At 57.1% G+C, this 16,193-nt stretch carries 11 protein-coding genes and 2 pseudogenes; 6 read left to right on the top strand and 7 right to left on the bottom strand.

The genetic code is table 11. From position 1 onward, the window contains the following. Positions 1 to 277 precede the first annotated feature (277 nt). Positions 278 to 493 carry a ribosome modulation factor gene (rmf, locus tag IOD17_RS11130; RefSeq protein WP_233685155.1) on the top strand — a complete coding sequence of 72 codons (216 nt, stop codon included), beginning with the start codon at positions 278 to 280 and terminating at the stop codon, positions 491 to 493. 86 nt (positions 494 to 579) lie between these two features. Here the strand turns inward: rmf and IOD17_RS11135 are convergent, their stop codons facing one another. Together IOD17_RS11135 and IOD17_RS11140 are read right to left on the bottom strand one after the other, a co-directional pair. Beyond that, positions 580 to 1,608, bottom strand: a complete 1,029-nt coding sequence (locus IOD17_RS11135) for a quinone-dependent dihydroorotate dehydrogenase (protein ID WP_233685156.1) — start codon at positions 1,606 to 1,608, stop codon at positions 580 to 582. 80 nt (positions 1,609 to 1,688) lie between these two features. Beyond that, complete coding sequence (locus IOD17_RS11140) at positions 1,689 to 1,910, bottom strand: DUF2835 domain-containing protein (protein ID WP_233685157.1); 222 nt, start codon at positions 1,908 to 1,910, stop codon at positions 1,689 to 1,691. 10 nt (positions 1,911 to 1,920) lie between these two features. Here IOD17_RS11140 and IOD17_RS11145 point away from each other — a divergent pair, with 10 nt between their 5' ends. Both IOD17_RS11145 and IOD17_RS11150 read left to right on the top strand, forming a co-directional pair. Next, a complete protein-coding gene (locus tag IOD17_RS11145; RefSeq protein ID WP_233685158.1) occupies positions 1,921 to 2,139 on the top strand; it encodes a hypothetical protein in 219 nt (72 codons plus the stop codon). Then, the gene (locus IOD17_RS11150; RefSeq protein ID WP_233685159.1) at positions 2,136 to 3,020 is read left to right on the top strand and encodes a DUF6685 family protein; all 885 of its coding nucleotides are present in this window, start codon (positions 2,136 to 2,138) and stop codon (positions 3,018 to 3,020) included. Before IOD17_RS11145 ends, IOD17_RS11150 begins: the two co-directional genes overlap by 4 nt. 139 nt (positions 3,021 to 3,159) lie before the next feature. On the opposite strand, the gene IOD17_RS11155 is transcribed toward IOD17_RS11150, so the two are convergent. Then, positions 3,160 to 7,260, bottom strand: coding sequence for a VWA domain-containing protein (locus IOD17_RS11155; protein WP_233685160.1), 4,101 nt, complete (start codon positions 7,258 to 7,260; stop codon positions 3,160 to 3,162). Positions 7,261 to 7,286: 26 nt separating this feature from the next. Further along, a pseudogene (locus tag IOD17_RS19525) lies at positions 7,287 to 8,415 on the bottom strand (retention module-containing protein); the annotation flags it as partial. Positions 8,416 to 8,852: 437 nt separating this feature from the next. Between IOD17_RS19525 and IOD17_RS11160 the strand changes: the two are divergent. From IOD17_RS11160 to IOD17_RS11170, 3 genes are read left to right on the top strand one after another with little or no spacing between them, the layout of a single operon-like run. Continuing rightward, positions 8,853 to 10,208, top strand: coding sequence for a TolC family outer membrane protein (locus IOD17_RS11160; protein ID WP_233685161.1), 1,356 nt, complete (start codon positions 8,853 to 8,855; stop codon positions 10,206 to 10,208). 33 nt (positions 10,209 to 10,241) lie between these two features. Beyond that, entirely contained in the window at positions 10,242 to 12,392 is a 2,151-nt protein-coding gene (locus IOD17_RS11165; RefSeq protein WP_418904268.1) for a type I secretion system permease/ATPase, read from the top strand. 8 nt (positions 12,393 to 12,400) lie between these two features. Then, positions 12,401 to 13,759, top strand: a complete 1,359-nt coding sequence (locus IOD17_RS11170) for an HlyD family type I secretion periplasmic adaptor subunit (protein ID WP_233685163.1) — start codon at positions 12,401 to 12,403, stop codon at positions 13,757 to 13,759. A 17-nt stretch (positions 13,760 to 13,776) separates the two neighbouring features. Here IOD17_RS11170 and IOD17_RS11175 read toward each other — a convergent pair whose 3' ends face one another. The 3 genes and pseudogenes from IOD17_RS11175 to IOD17_RS19530 form a co-directional block, all read right to left on the bottom strand. Beyond that, entirely contained in the window at positions 13,777 to 14,385 is a 609-nt protein-coding gene (locus IOD17_RS11175) for a tRNA-uridine aminocarboxypropyltransferase (protein WP_233685164.1), read from the bottom strand. 76 nt (positions 14,386 to 14,461) lie between these two features. Then, positions 14,462 to 15,481: a methyl-accepting chemotaxis protein gene (locus IOD17_RS11180; protein WP_418904269.1), complete on the bottom strand. Its 1,020-nt coding sequence runs from the start codon at positions 15,479 to 15,481 to the stop codon at positions 14,462 to 14,464. Positions 15,482 to 15,745: 264 nt separating this feature from the next. Continuing rightward, positions 15,746 to 16,027: pseudogene (locus IOD17_RS19530) on the bottom strand (PAS domain-containing protein); the annotation flags it as partial. Positions 16,028 to 16,193: the final 166 nt, after the last annotated feature.

Here is a 16,193-nt window from a genome sequence, read left to right on the forward strand (position 1 = left end):
CGACGCATACGCCCACAGCATAGGCGCTACAGCAAAAAATCCGGGCGTTGGTCATGGCGGCTTATGGCCTGACCAGCAAAAAGGTTACGGCCTTATGACGAAACGGTCATTCACAGGCCCCCACGCATTCGTTAGAAATCTACCTAGGCCAGCACTGCAACGGTGCTGGCAAGGAGGCTCGCGACGCCGGCAGCGGACTCCGCAAGGCAGATCATTTCTGCCTGACCTTGCTACAAGGTCTAAGGGACATAACAGTCAACATTGAGGGCTACACCCTATGAGAAGACTTAAGCGTGATCCGTTAGAAAGAGCTTTTTTGCGCGGCTATCAATACGGCATCAATGGTAAATCCCGCGAACTCTGCCCCTTCACCCTTCCCTCTGTCCGCCAAGCCTGGTTGAACGGCTGGCGCGAAGGCCGCGGTGACAACTGGGACGGCATGACCGGCACCGCCGGTATTCATCGACTCAACGAACTCCACGCTGTCGGCTGATTCAGGAACCTACCGACTCACCATGCGCGCTCCATCCGAGCGGCGGGCGCGAGCCCAGGGGCTCCTTTAGGGAGCCCTTTTTAGTTTCAGGCCTTGTGCGGCAGCGCCGCGATTGCATCCACCGCTTCACGGATCAATGCCGGGCCCTTGTAGATAAAGCCTGAGTAGATCTGTACCAGGCTCGCGCCGGCGGCGATTTTCTCAGCCGCGTGCTTACCCTCGGTAATCCCCCCCACGGCGATGATAGGCAGACGGCCTTTCAGCTCACCCGCCAGCACCTCAACAATATGTGTGCTCTTCTCGCGCACTGGCGCACCGGACAGTCCACCTGCCTCATCGGCACACTCAAGACCATGCACACCTTCACGACCCAACGTGGTGTTGGTGGCAATCACCGCATCCATACCAGCTTCAACCAGTGCATTGGCCACTTCGATGGTTTCCTCATCGCTCATGTCCGGGGCAATCTTGATCGCCAGCGGTACACGCTTGCCATACTGTGCAGCCAGATCTTCCTGACGCTTGCGCAGGGCCTCAAGCAATTGCTTGAGCGAATCACCAAACTGCAGGCTGCGCAGCCCAGGGGTGTTGGGCGAGCTGACGTTAACAGTGACGTAACTGGCGTGCTGATAAACCTTGTCCAGGCACAGCAGGTAATCATCCACGGCGTTTTCGACCGGAGTATCGAAGTTCTTGCCGATATTGATGCCCAGCACACCCTTGTATTTGGCCGCCTGAACGCGAGCCAGCAAGTGGTCAACGCCGTGGTTGTTGAAGCCCATGCGATTGATGATCGCCTCCGCCTCCGGCAAGCGAAACAAGCGCGGCTTGGGATTACCCGGCTGCGGGCGCGGCGTCACGGTACCGATTTCAACAAAGCCAAAGCCCAGTTGGGCAAAACCATCGATGGCATCGCCGTTCTTGTCCAAACCCGCTGCCAGGCCGACTGGGTTGGAGAACTCCAACCCCATCACCTTGACCGGCAGAGCGGCTGGGCTCTTGGTCAGCAAACCGTTCAAGCCAAGACGACCGCCCGCACCGACAAGATCGATTGACAGTTCATGGGAGGTTTCAGGGGAGAGTTTGAACAGCAGCTCGCGGGCCAGGGTATACATGGGCAGGCTTAGCTCGATAAAGTTACAAAGGTCGCGATTATAGCCGGCTGCGCGCCTGATAGGCGAGGCGCACAGCGGCGTCAGCCTAAACGGCGTAGGCTTAGCAGCTCGCCGCTGACGCTGAACTCAAGCTCGAAGGAACCATAAACACCGTCATGGGTCAGAAAGGGCCGAAAATGGTGGGCCGGCACACTGACACTCCGTCCATCACGACTTTGCACTAATATCCGGTTGGCACGCCCTTGATAGACAACACGCAAGCGCTCGGCCGATAACGCAATATCAAACACCAGACTGGGCATGGAGGCACCTTTGCAACTGATTGCAGCAATCTTGCCATACGCCGCGCATATGCCCGGCAAAAAATGGCCACCCTTGCTTCCTGATGGCAACCCAAACGGCCTGCCGACTCAACGGGCCTGGCATATCAGCCATAAAAAACCTGCCCAAACAGCCGATAAAGCCTGTGCAGTGCCTTACGGGCTCTGCCAAACTGGCAATGGTGATTTTGGAGTTCGTACCTGGCCATGAGTCTGTCTGAGCAGCCCTCCACCCTCAGCTCACGCCTTGGTGCTTTGGCGCAACGGCTAGGTCTTATTGGCCGTGGCCAACGCCAGATACTGGAACGCGCCAGTCACCTGCGCCTGCCCTTTAGCCAGCTGCCCCAATTGCGTGAAAGCATCTGCTGGCAAGACGGCCCACAGTTACAGCGCCTGATCGACCTGCCACGCAGCGCCCTATCCGGCCCGGTCCAGGAAGACAAAGCACAAGCCCACGCGATGCTGGTTAGAGTCGTCGAGGCCCAGGTGCAGCAGCTCAGTACCTACGACTTGCGCCTAATTGATGGTCTCTCCACCTGCAGCCCACCACAAGCTGACCAGAAAAATTTCGAAGCCTTCGCTGCCAGCGAAAGCTGTCGCCAGATTCGCATCATCAGCTACAAGGATTTCGTCAAAACCATCAGCCTGGCGTTACCACGCTTTCTGGCCGGTGAAGGCATCAGCCTGCGCCAGGCCAGTTGGCGCGGTGAACGAGTATTCTGGGCTGGCGAGCATCACAGCGAAGCCTTTGCCTGCGCCATTGCCTATGCCCGTAGACGCGAGCTGGAAGTCAGCCTGCCCGCAGAGCTCAGCCAGTACCGCCTGAGCGAACAAGGCCTGAACAACCTGCAGCAGCGCTACCACGTACTGGCAATGCCCAATGCCGCCTGGAGCGAGCCTGCTTTTATGGCCCTGTTGCTAGACAGCGGCCTGCCTTACGCGCGCCTCTCACAACTCGGCGGCCCCGGCTCACCGGAATTCCTTCTGCTACCCAAACATTCAGCTGAGGCAACGGCCCTAGGCGAAGGTCTGCGTCTGGCGGGTGCGCCGGATGTGGTGGGGTATTTACAGAAACTCAGCACCCCAGGTTAATAGTCTTTCAACACCGCGCCCCTCCTCCTCGGACAAAACACCCCAGACGATCAGCACTCATAAAAAACCCGCTACCAGTAAAGGTAACGGGCTGATTATTAAAGAGTATCAAGTTGTCGAAGCTAGTTATATATTCAAGTCAAGCCACTTTCAAGGCATTGTCATCAAGCATGCCATTGATCACATCCGCGGCATTGCTGCCGTAATAGGTGGACAAATCAACATTATCTAGAACAATGGTTTGATCGGAAGAGCCGCCACCATCAGCACCATTCTTATCAACAGTAATGACTGTAGAACCTGCCGTTGTTGTGAAGTCAAACGTCAGATAATCATCCAACTCATTACCATCCGGAGTTCCGGAAAGTCCAGTCAGCAACTGCGACAGATCCAACATATCAGAGCTGATTCCGTTAGTGTCGACAAAGAAGCCCACAACGGTATCGACACCAGCATCCTCATCTCCAGCGCGCCAAACATAGGCATCCTTGTCAGCGCCGCCCGTCATGATGTCCGAGCCTAACCCACCAATCAGGATGTCGCTGCCAGCATCCCCTATCAAGGTGTCATTCCCCACCCCACCTAGCAATGCATCATTGCCTGTACCGCCGTAGAGTTGGTCATTACCCAGACCACCTTCAAGGATGTCATTGTTATCATTGCCGTAAAGAATATCGTCACCTGAACCACCTATCAGATGATCACTACCCGTATTGCCATTAAGGGTGTCGTTCCCGGCACCGCCGTAAACAATATCATTGCCGCCCCGTCCGCTCAGGGTGTTATTGGCGTCTTCACCGCCAACAAAATCATTGCCGCTACTGGAGGTCGAACTGTAGTTGTGGTCAGTGAGATTAATTGTCAGCACCGCACTGGATGGGCTGCCGTCAGCATCAACAATGCTGTAGGCAAAACTATCCGAAGCACCGGCCTGAAAGTCCTGCTGGTGCTGGGTATAGGTGTACTGACCATTGGACTCGATATGTAATGTGCCGTAGTCACCAACAAGCTCAACACTGCCACCTGCTGCTACTGCCGCGCCATCCACCAGCGTGACCCTTAAGCCGCCGTCGCTGCCTGGGTCATCATTGCCGAGCACATTGCCACTCAAAAGTGCCGCTACCCAGAGTACCCCTGGAGCCGAGACATTGACCTGCTGTGTGGAAGGCGCGGTGTAACTGTAACTACGGTAGAAGAAATCGCTAATAGTCAGATCCGCACGACTACTATTACCACTACCGATATCAGTGTTGTCGAAAACCGTAAATCTCACATAATAAGTACCGGACTCGGTAATTCCGCCAATAACCTTATTAGCGAGGCTACCAGTCTGCCCTGTCAACTCGGCAACAGGCGTAAGAGTTCCCTCTTTGAAAATCTGAGCCTGCCAGCGATCTCCACCACTACCAGTACCAATGAAGTTACTGACTGCAGCATCGAAACTAATCTCAACAGGGTGTGCAGCATCAGCGACCACAGTAAACGATGATGAGTCGCTGGACTTTGACGTACCGTAAAAAGTATTGGAAACACTTACACCCGTCAGATTCGTTGTCGAAGCGACAGAGCTCCAGCTCTCGGCCACATGAAACTGAGCAGAATAAGTGTCGTTGCTACCACTTGCAGCCCAACGTCCCTCAGCCAGTGTGCGCACATCATCAACTGCTATCGGCACGCCGTCTGTGACATTAATGATCAGATCCGCACTGGATGGATCGCCGTCACTATCTGCGATGGTATAGGTAACAATTTCCGGCACACCGGGTACTGCATTACTTGGTGAGCTGTAGTGGTAAGAACCCGTCTTATCAATGGTCAGTTTCCCGCCAAGCGGAGTATCAATTACCAGATCACTACCATTAGTCGGCACATTAAACGTAACCGTCGTGGTGGTTGAACCAGCCACCAGCGTAGCGCCCTGCCCCAAGTACTGCGTCAACAGAGTCGTTTCGCTGTTATCGACGACAACACTTATCTGGATGAGCGTCACTGGCAAGTCATTACCGAGCACATCTTTTCCAGCCACGCTGTCCACATCCAGAATAACGTTGCCGTTTATGGTTCCCGGCACCGTACCGCCCAAAGTTGCCGATAGCTGCGCCGGATTCTGAACCAGAAAAGCCTCTTCTCCAGCATTTGCGACTTCTTTCAGTTCATTCTCGGCGGCGGAGCCGTCAGGAATCTGGATGCCGACTGCAATTACATCAATACCGTTGCCATCGACGAATGCTTGCCAATCGTCCGGCGCATCAGCACTGCTCGGATTCGGCTCTCCATCGGAGAGGAAATAGACTTTATGCTGGTAACCTGGCAAATGCTCACTACCAGAGCTACTGCTCATTTCATCCTCAATCTCGCCCCGAGCCATGTTCAGCGCTGCAGCGTAGTTGGTGCTGCCAGTAGCATTGAGCGAACCGCTCAATATGGCATTCTTCGCCGCCGTCAAATCAGTACCTTCGTAACGCAAAGAAGCGTTATCACCAAAGGCAATGAAGTTGATATTGAGCAAACCAGCCGCCCCCAATGCAGCATAGCTATCGATCAAATTCACCAATGCCTGCTTAGCCACCTGCAGCCGGGTAGTATTTTCAAGGTCACCATCGCCATCAAGATCAGCCTGAATGGTGTCGTCGTCCATGCTACCCGAACGATCAAGGATCAGCGTCAGGCTATAGGGCTGCCGACCACTTTCTTCAACACTAACTGTATTGTTGCGCGCGACTGGTGCACCGTCCTCTATGCAGATATTCAGATTGGCTTGAGACGTGCTGCCATCAACGTCCTCAATGGTGTAGATGAACACCTCTGTGGTATCACCCGATACATTAGCGGGCGCAGTGTAGGTGTAAGTACCGTTCCCCGAAACGGTTAAAGCACCGCCCTCGGGAGTCCCTATTACTCCGGTAGTTCCGCCCTCTACCTCGTAAGTGACGCGGAACTGACCACCACCAATATCGACCACGCTGTCAGCGTCGTTGCCATTGCCATCCTGATAGGCCGAAGCATCTGTAACCAAGAAACTAACCTGGGTCACAACAACAGGCCCGTCGGCACCCGCTATATCAACACCATCTAGAGCATCGACATCAGTAATCAGGTTGCCAGTGGCTGAACTTGGCACTGTACCGGTCAAGGCTGCAGACAATTCGTCTGGGTTCTGCACCAACACAGCCTCTTCTGTACCGTTGGCTACTTCCTTGAGCTCGCCTTCTGCGGCAGAGCCATCAGGAATCTGAATACCCACAGCAATTACATCAATGCCATTAGAGTCTACAAAGGGTTTCCAACTGGCCGGCGCATCATTGCTGCTAGGGTTGGGTTGGCCATCGGAAAGGAAATAGACCTTTTGTGCATACCCTGGAAGGTACTCTCCACCCACGCTCAGCTCGTCTTCCAGATCGGCCTTAGCCAGATTCAAGGCGGCTTCGTAATTGGTAACACCGCTCGCATTCAGGCCTGGATTAAGGATCGCCGCCTTGGCCGCCGCAACACTATTGCCCTCATAAACCATGTTGGCACCATCGCCGAAAGCAATGAGATTAATGTTAAGCGGCACGCCCAACGCCTCATAACTATCAAGTAAATTAACCAAAGCCTGCTTAGCCACGGCTAAACGCGAAACAGTATCGAGGTCTCCATCTCCGTCTATATCAGCTTGAACCTGGGAGTCCATGCTGCCAGAGCGGTCGAGGACTAGAGTTAGACTGAAAGGTGGCAGACCACTTTCTGGTACGCAGACTGAGTTGTCCTTGGCGACCGGCGCATCATCAACGATCTCAATGGTGATCGTCGCCGGCGCAGAGTTCACGCTGCCATCCGAAACAACTAGGCTGAACACATCCGTTTCAGCCACACCATCCACATCCATGGTCGCGTCAGTCAGCGTATAGCTGTAAGTGCCCAGACCAGTCGCAGCGTCATAGCTGGTGACCAGCAAGGTGCCGTGCGCACCCGCAGCAGTCGCACCTACCAAGCCGGCAATCAGGATCGGGGTACCACCGTTTATGGACACAGACACCAGATCGTCCAAGCCATCTGCATCGCTTAGGCTGAAGTTGCCCACCGCAACAATGCTGTTAGGCGATACCTGGCTTCCGTTTGGCAGACCCGACTCGTAAACGATGCCGTCACTGCCTTGCGCTTCTGGGTCACCCGTGACCGTTATCACCGGCACATCGTTGCTGCCTTGAATAGTGATCGTCAGGATCGCAGTGTCCTGATCACCATCGGCATCCTGCATGGTGTAGGTGAAAGTTTCGGTCAGCNTGGTGACCAGCAAGGTGCCGTGCGCACCCGCAGCAGTCGCACCTACCAAGCCGGCAATCAGGATCGGGGTACCACCGTTTATGGACACAGACACCAGATCGTCCAGGCCATCTGCATCACTTAGGCTGAAGTTGCCCACCGCGACAATGCTGTTAGGCGATGCCTGGCTTCCGTTTGGCAGACCCGACTCGTAAACGATGCCGTCACTGCCTTGCGCTTCTGGGTCACCCGTGACCGTTATCACCGGCACATCGTTGCTGCCTTGAATAGTGATCGTCAGGATCGCAGTGTCCTGATCACCATCGGCATCCTGCATGGTGTAGGTGAAGGTTTCAGTCAGCGTTTCACCATCATCCAGGGCCTGAACCCTCGGGTCGGCGTTGTTCAGCGTATAGCTGTAGGTGCCCGCTCCGGTGTCCGTGAAAGTACCGTAGGTGGCACTGGTGTTCGCCCAAGAGACGAAGCTGGGAGGCAAATCGGGACCCGGATCGTCATTCGATAGAACATTGCCCACCACAGCCTCAATTGCATCTTCCGTGATGCTATTAGTGTCGTCGAATGCCTCTGGCAAACCATTGAGTGGCACAGGGGGTGGCACTACATCATCAACAACCACAGGCTCAGGATCAGGGAACTCCGGCCCGGTGTTCAATCCCTCGGTTGGGAAGCCGATGATCGGGTCAAGCGCTCCACCGGTTTCGCCCAACAGTACAAAGGAATGTCCGCCACCCGCGCCACCGGCACCGCCTGCACCACCGGCACCCGGGCCAGCAGCAGTGGCTTCGCCTTCAAGCGTCGGGTCGACGCCAGCCTCGATCGCGGCCTGCAGTTTCTCGACATCAGTCAGGTCGCTGTCACTAGGTGCTGTCGGTGGTGTTTCTGCGGTGGGAGTCTGCTGATCGGAACTGCCTGCGAGCATCTGCTCGGTGAGGTTAAGGCTGCTGTCACGCCCTAACGTCAATTGCTGACCGTTGCTCATGGCAACGGCAATGGAACCTGCGGCCCCGGTAACGATTTGTTCCCCTGTAAAAACCCGATCGCCTTCACTGAGCGGCCGACGCGTTCCGTCGCCAGCTACTGCATAGACTTCGCCGATAACCTGGCTGACGACACCAATCAAAGTAGCCATGATTCCATCCTCACTACAACTGCCGACCACCGCCGACACGTATGCCAAAAAAGGTCGAACTACCTTTCAAGGAGAGAACAAAACCACTGGCTGATTAAAACGACGTCACACTCAAAAACAAAAACGACAAAAAACTGTCACCCTGACCCACGTCGCGCACCGCACCAGAAAGATCCCGCCCCTATTTGCATCCGACCGTCTCATATAGCCGCGCACGCCACTGAAGAGCACGAAATGCACGACTTCTGGTTGAAAACAATGTGCTGGTTTTCGCAGTCTGCATAAGATTTTTTTCTTATAGGGCTTGTAACAATTTTTTCTTAGCTACGCTGAAAAGTGTTCTTAGCTGTGATGTTACAGACTGAGAGTAATCCAGCAGGCAAATAAGCCATTTTTTTGGCGACGGATTTAGAAAATCTTATAAGGAGAGTTACCAGATGCGCGCACTCAACCCTTTATGGAGCAGTATCGTGCTGGCCGCGTTCTGTACCCAGGCACAAGGCATCACCTTGTCGGAGGCTATCCAGAGCACCTTGGATAACCACCCTGAGATTCATGCCGGGGTAAACAGTCGCCTTTCATCGGATGAAGAGGTCAAGATTGCTAAAGGTGGCTACCTGCCAACCGTCGACCTGCTGGTGGGCTATGGCCGTGAACATACCGACAGTCCGAGCACCCGAGCCATCGGCAATCACAATACTGAAACGCTGAACTACGGCACCTCCGAGCTGCGCCTGCGGCAGATGCTGTTTGATGGCTTCAACACGCCCAATGAAGTGGAGCGCACCAAAGCCGTGGTCAACTCCCGCGCCTATCGCCTGCTTGGCACCTCGGAGAGCCTGGCCCTGCGCACGGTCGAGGTGTACCTGGATCTGCTGATGCGCCGTGAGATGGTCGAACTGGCTCGCAATAACCTGCAAGCCCACCAACGCATCAATGACCAGATCAGCCTGCGCAGCCAGCAAGGCGTAGGCAGCACGGCAGACCTTGATCAGTCCGAAGCGCGTCTGGCCCTGGCGGAAAACAACCTCTACACCGAGCAGGTCAACCTGGCCGATGCCGAAGCCAACTTCTTCAGTGCTGTTGGTCGTATGCCCGATGAGCTGGACTCACCAGCCTCGCTGAAAGGCTCACTCCCCGCCACCCTTGGCGAAGCACGGCAGACGGTAATCGACAACAACCCCTTCCTTAAGTCCGCCCAGGCGGACGTGCATGCGGCCGAGAAACAGTATGAAGTCGCCAAATCGACGTTCTACCCACGCGTAGACCTCGAACTGGCCACCAATGCTGACAACGACACCCAGGGTGACGAAGGCCACACCAAGGGTTGGCGTGCCGCCGTGGTGATGAATTACAACCTGTTCAACGGCATGCGCGACAAGGCACGCCTGCAATCGACTGCGCATCAGATCAACGAATCGATGGACATCCGCAATAACGCCCTGCGCGTACTCAACGAGAACCTCTCTCTGGCCTGGAACGCCATGGAGAACGCGCAACTGCAAACCCCCAAGGCTCGCGAATATGCCGACTATACCCAGCGCGTTCGTGAGGCCTATCAACAACAGTTCAGCCTTGGCCAACGCACCCTGCTCGACCTGCTCGACAGTGAAAACGAACTGTTCACCGCCAACCGCCGCTACAGCGAAGTGCGCTTTCTCGAAGAATTCTCGATGTACCGCGTAACCGCAGCGATGGGTGACTTGTTGCGCCAGCAGCAAGTGGTAGTACCGGCAGAAGCGGTAGCCCTCACTGAAGTGAAGAGCGAGGCGCGTCTGCCGGAAATGAAGTAAAACCGGCATAAGGAGTAGTAGACCTTGACCACCATGGAACGGCCGGGGTCATCCAGCGACCCGCGTCTGAATCACGACGATCCGCTGCTGGATGGCTTGTTGATTCTCTGCAAACTCCACGGCTGTTCCGCCAGCCGTGGCAGCTTGAGTGCAGGCCTGCCATTACCTGAGCAGCGCCTGACCACCGAGTTGCTACCACGCGCTGCCGCCCGCGCCGGTTTGCAGGGGCGCCTGCTGCAGCGCGAGCTGACCAGTATTTCCGCACTCAACCTGCCGGTGTTGCTGCTGTTGAAAAACGGCCGCAGTGCAGTTCTGCGTCAATGGGGGCCGAAAAATCAGGCGCAGATTCTGCCGTGTGAAGCTGACGGTGGTGAGCAATGGGTCAACCGCGAACAACTGGCTGCGGAATACAGCGGCCAGGCCTTTTTCGCCCGTCCACGGCATGAGCTGGAAGAAGCTCGCAACCCGCTGGTGCCGCGCATCGAGGCATGGTTTCGCGACACCCTGAAACTTTCGCGCTGGCTATACACCGACGCCGTGCTGGCCAGCCTGCTGATCAACCTGCTCGGCCTGATGGTGCCGTTGTTTGTCATGCAGACCTACGACCGCGTGGTGCCCAACCAGGCGACTTCGACGCTGTGGGTGCTGAGCATCGGCCTGTTGATCGGTATGGGCTTTGAATTACTGCTGAAGATCCTGCGCTCACATCTGCTCGACACCGCCGGCAAGAAAACCGATGTAGTGCTCTCAGCCACCCTGTTCGAGCGCATCACCGGCATGTCGATGACAGCCCGCCCAGCCACCATCGGTGGCTTTGCCCAAAGCATTCACGACTTCCAGGGCCTGCGCGAATTCCTTACCGCAGTCACCCTGACCAGCCTGATTGACCTGCCCTTCTCGTTCCTGATGATTGCTGTGATCTGGTTGATCGGCGGCTGGCTGGTCGTCATACCTCTGCTGGCGTTCCCCATCACCGCCCTGTTCGCGTTCATCATCCAGGCACGCCTGCGCGATACCGTGGAAAAAAGCCTGCAACTTGCCTCGCAACGTCAGGCCCTGCTGATTGAAACACTCGGTGGCCTGGAAACCCTGAAAGCCTGCAGCGCTGAAAGCGAGCGCCAGCACCAGTGGGAGAAAACCCATGGTGCCCTCACCCGCCTGGATATCCACGCCCGCTCGCTGGCAGCTATCGCCACCAACGGCACACTGTTTCTGCAACAGTTTGCCGGCATGGCCACCATTGTCTGCGGGGTGTACATCATCATTGCCGGCAAGCTCAGCGTCGGCGCACTGGTGGCCTGCTACATGCTGGGTAGCCGTATTCTTGCGCCACTGGGCCAGATCGCCGGGCTGATCACCCGCTACCAGCAAGCACGCCTGACCATGACCAGCACGGACGCGCTGATGGCCCTGCCACAGGAACGCCAGTCGAAACAGCGGCCACTGGATCGCACCCACCTGCATGGCGCACTGGATGTGCGCGATGTCACCTTCAGTTACCCAGGACAAAGCACGCCCGCCCTGGCCGGCGTCAGCCTGCGCATGGCAGCTGGCGAGCGCATCGGCATCATCGGCCGCAGCGGCTCGGGCAAAAGCACCCTGGCACGTTTGGTGATGGCCTTCTACAGCCCGGACAAAGGGCAGATCCTGCTCGACAACCTCGATCTGCGTCAGCTCGATGTAGCCGACCTGCGCCACCAGATCGGCTATGTCGCCCACGACTTGCCGCTGCTCGCGGGCAGCCTGCGTGACAATCTGACCCTCGGCGCCCGTTACGTCAGTGATGCACGCATGCTCGAAGTGGCTGAACTGACCGGGGTGGTCGACCTGGCACGGCAACACCCGCAAGGCTTTGATCGCCCCGTAGGCGAGCGCGGCCAGCTGCTCTCGGGGGGGCAACGGCAAGCTGTACTGCTGGCCCGCGCGCTGCTTCTGGACCCGCCCATCCTGCTACTGGATGAACCCACCAGCGCCATGGACAACACCAGCGAGGAAATCCTGCGCAACCGCCTGCAAACCTGGGCCCAGGGCAAAACCATGCTGCTGATCACTCACCGCGCCTCCATGCTCAGCCTGGTTGATCGCCTGGTAGTACTGGATAACGGCCACATTGTCGCGGACGGTCCGAAAGAAGCGGTCATTGAGGCGCTACGCAAAGGTCGAGTCGGCCCTGCAGCGGTATAGGAACGATCATGCCCACACGCCATTCGATTCGCGATTATTTCGCCAGCATGCGCCAGCGCAAGCAGGACACCGAGTTCATGCCGGAAGTCGACGGGGCCATTCTCGAAGACTCGCCCTGGTTCACCCGCATCACCGTGTGGGTGGTCAGCAGTTGCCTGCTGGTGGCACTGGTCTGGGCCAACTTCGCAGTGCTGGAAGAAGTTACCACGGGTGAAGGCAAGGCCATTCCCTCCAGCAAGATTCAGGTTATCCAGAACCTGGAAGGCGGCATTGTCAGCGAAATTTTCGTGCGCGAAGGCCAGGTGGTGGAGAAAGGTGCCGTGCTGCTGCGCCTGGACGACACACGCTTTCTCTCCAACCGGGGTGAAACCGAAGCCGACCGTTTGGCCCTGGTTGCTCGGGTCGAACGCCTGACAGCCGAGGCCGAAGGCCGGCCGATCAATATGCCGGAGGATATTCTGCGCCAGGCACCGCAGTTGGCCGAGGATGAACTGGCGCTCTACCAGTCCCGACAAAATCGCCTGCAAAGCGAACAACGCACCCTCGGCGAACAGCTACGGCAGAAGACTCAGGAACTGGCCGAGTTTCGCGCCAAAGCCCAACAGTACCGTTCCAGCATGGGCCTGCTGCAACAGGAGCTGAACATGTCACAACCGCTGGTGGCTACCGGCGCCATTTCCCAGGTGGAAATCCTGCGCCTGCGCCGCAGCCTGGTAGAAGTGCGCGGTTCATTGGACGCCACCAACCTGGCCATCCCCAGAGCAGAAGCGGCGATGGATGAAATCAAGAGCAAGATTGAAGAATCAGAACTTAGCTTCCGCTCAGAGGCCTTCAAAACACTCAATGAAGTGCGCACGGAACTGCAGAAGATCACCGCCACCAGCGTGGCCATTGATGACCGACTCAGCCGCACGACCGTGGTTTCACCAGTGCGTGGCATCATCAAGCAACTCAAGGTCAACACCATTGGCGGCGTGGTTCAGCCTGGCAGTGACATGCTGGAAATCGTTCCGCTGGATGACAGCCTACTGATCGAGGCCAAGGTGCGGCCGCAGGATGTCGCCTTCCTGCACCCTGGGCAGAAGGCCATGGTCAAATTCACCGCCTACGACTACACCATCTACGGCGGACTCAAGGCCAACCTTGAGCTGATCAGTGCCGATACCATCACTGACGAAGAAGGCAACAGCTTCTATCTAATCCAAGTACGTACCGACAAAAGCCATTTGGGCAGTGAGGAACATCCACTGCTGATCATCCCCGGCATGGTCGCCACCGTGGACATCATCACCGGTGAAAAGAGCGTGCTCGACTACCTGCTCAAACCGGTGCTCAAGGCCCGTTCGGAAGCCATGCGCGAACGCTGAGGCAGCTGCTAGTCAGACTACGACGACAGCCCAGTATCAACGTGATTGCGCTGGTAGGTGTGCTCGCCCATCGCCTCAATCTGCCCATCAATCAACGCTTCGAATGGTGCAAGCAAGGCATCGAAACGGTTAGGGGCTTCAACACTGTTGAGGGCCTCAACAATCGCTTCAATGGTCGACAGCGCTCCCGACATCGGCGCTTTGCGCAGGCGATAGCGCGACTGCTGCCCCTGCGCCAGCATCACCCGTGGCAACGCTGCTAAAAGCGGGTTCAGGTGCAGCAGTTTGCGCGCCTTGCGCCAGGTGCCGTCGGGCACCACCAGCAACAGTTCGCCACTCTGCTCGGCAAACGGCACTAGCGCGTGCGCCTGCTCTCCGGGAAACAACAGGCAGGCACGGTACCCCGGTTGCTGCAACAAGGCAGGCAACTGGTCGAACACTTCGCCCACCAGCAACTCGGCATTGCTCAGCCCCAGCGCGGCCAACCGTGCAGTATTGAGCGCATGACGCACCTCACTCGGGTGCTGCAGGATCAGCACCCGGGTGCGGCTCGCTAAATGGGGAATCAGTGCGCATAAACAGCGTTCGACCGGGCGGGTGCAGCGTGGGCATTGCGGGCGTGGCATGGGTCTCTCCTCGGCCGCGCAGTGTGCCACAAGCGCAGGCAACCGGCCCGCTTTCACTCGGGCCGGCTGCCCTGACTCAACGGTTGAAGCGTTCGGCCAAGCTGTGCAGATAGTCAGCCATGTCCTCCAGTTCCTGACCGATCTGCGCACCCTGATGCGCCTGCTCGGCGCTACGATCAGACAACTGCGCGATCTGGGTAATCTGCCGGCTGATGTCTTCCGCAACATGGCTCTGTTCTTCGGAAGCCGAGGCCATCTGCTGGCTCATGCCGGTGATACGGCTCACTGCCTCACTGATGCCATCCAGGGCGGTGCGCACCGACTCGACGCTCTCGACACTCTGCCTGGAAATCGACTCGCCCTTGCCTGCCGTCACCACCGCCCGCTCGGCACCGGCCCGCAGCGACGAGATGATCTGGTGAATCTGCTCGGTTGACTCACGGGTTCGCGATGCCAGCGAGCGCACTTCATCTGCCACCACGGCAAAACCACGGCCTTGTTCACCCGCACGCGCGGCTTCAATCGCGGCGTTGAGCGCCAGCAGGTTGGTCTGCTCGGCAATCGAGGTGATCACATCCGCCACGCTGCCAATGGACTGCGTGGAGTTGGCCAGATCATTTACCGCCTGGCCGATGTCTACCACGGCCTGTGCCATGTGCTGCATCGAATCCAGGCTGCCGCTGGCCAATTGCAGGCCCTGTTTGGCCAGGCGGTCGGCCTCCTCTGCGGCATGTGAAGTGTTCTGCACGTTGTGTGTCACTTCCTGGATGGTGGCCGCCATCTGGTTGATTGCAGTCGCCGACTGATCGGTTTCACTGCGCTGCTGATCCAGCATCTTGGCCCCGGAGCGGGACAGGTCTGCCGAACGCGTTGCGTGTTTCTTGACATTGTTGCCGGCATCTTCGATACGCGTCAGCGCGGTCTGCAAACGCGCGTCCTCACTGATCATGGCCATATCGAGCAAGGCCTGGGCACCGCGGCTGTCGGTATAGGTCAGGGCCACCAGTGAACTGGTAAAGGCCTTGGGATGCTCGGCCAGGGTTTGCCGGATCAGGCTGCGCTTGGCGTAGGACTGGTAAGCCCCCAGGCCAAACATCGCGGCAAAGATGAACGCCCAGAGCCAAGGACCACTGAGCACGAAGTGCGACGCAAGAATAATCAGCCCGGTGAGAATCAGTGGCAAGGATTGCACGATATCCAGCAACCAGTACTCCAGCTTGGGCACCGGTGGTTTACCTTCGCGCAGGCGTGCGTAAAGCTTCTCAGCGCGCCGTTTCTGCGCCTCATCGGGCAGTGAGCGCACCGACTCGTAACCGGCAATACGGCCGTTTTCATAGATGGGTGTGACATAGGCGCTGACCCAGTAAAAGTCGCCATTCTTTGAGCGATTCTTGACGATGCCCATCCAGGGCTTGCCCTGTTTGATGGTTTCCCACATGTGGGCGAATACACCGGGCGGCATATCTGGGTGACGAACCAGGTTGTGTGGCTGGCCGATCAGCTCTTCGCGGGTAAAGCCGCTGATCTCGACAAAAGCATCATTGCAATAGGTGATGATGCTGTTGAGATCGGTGGTAGAAATCAGCCGTTCGCTTTCAGGAAATGTTCTTTCACGCTGAGTTACTGGGAGGTTCTGGCGCATCTGGAGCTATCCCTGTCTGAGCTATTTACATAACTGCTGATGTAGGTCTAGCACAGCCATGTAAAGGCGCTAGCAAATGCTTGTTTTAAAAAACACAGCACTGATCCAGAGCAATTTTCCCAGGCGACAGCATGCTGCTGCCAGGCATGACCTGGCGACAGACAAG

This window comes from Pseudomonas anguilliseptica, assembly GCF_021375795.1.
Taxonomy (GTDB): Bacteria; Pseudomonadota; Gammaproteobacteria; order Pseudomonadales; family Pseudomonadaceae; genus Aquipseudomonas; species Aquipseudomonas anguilliseptica_A.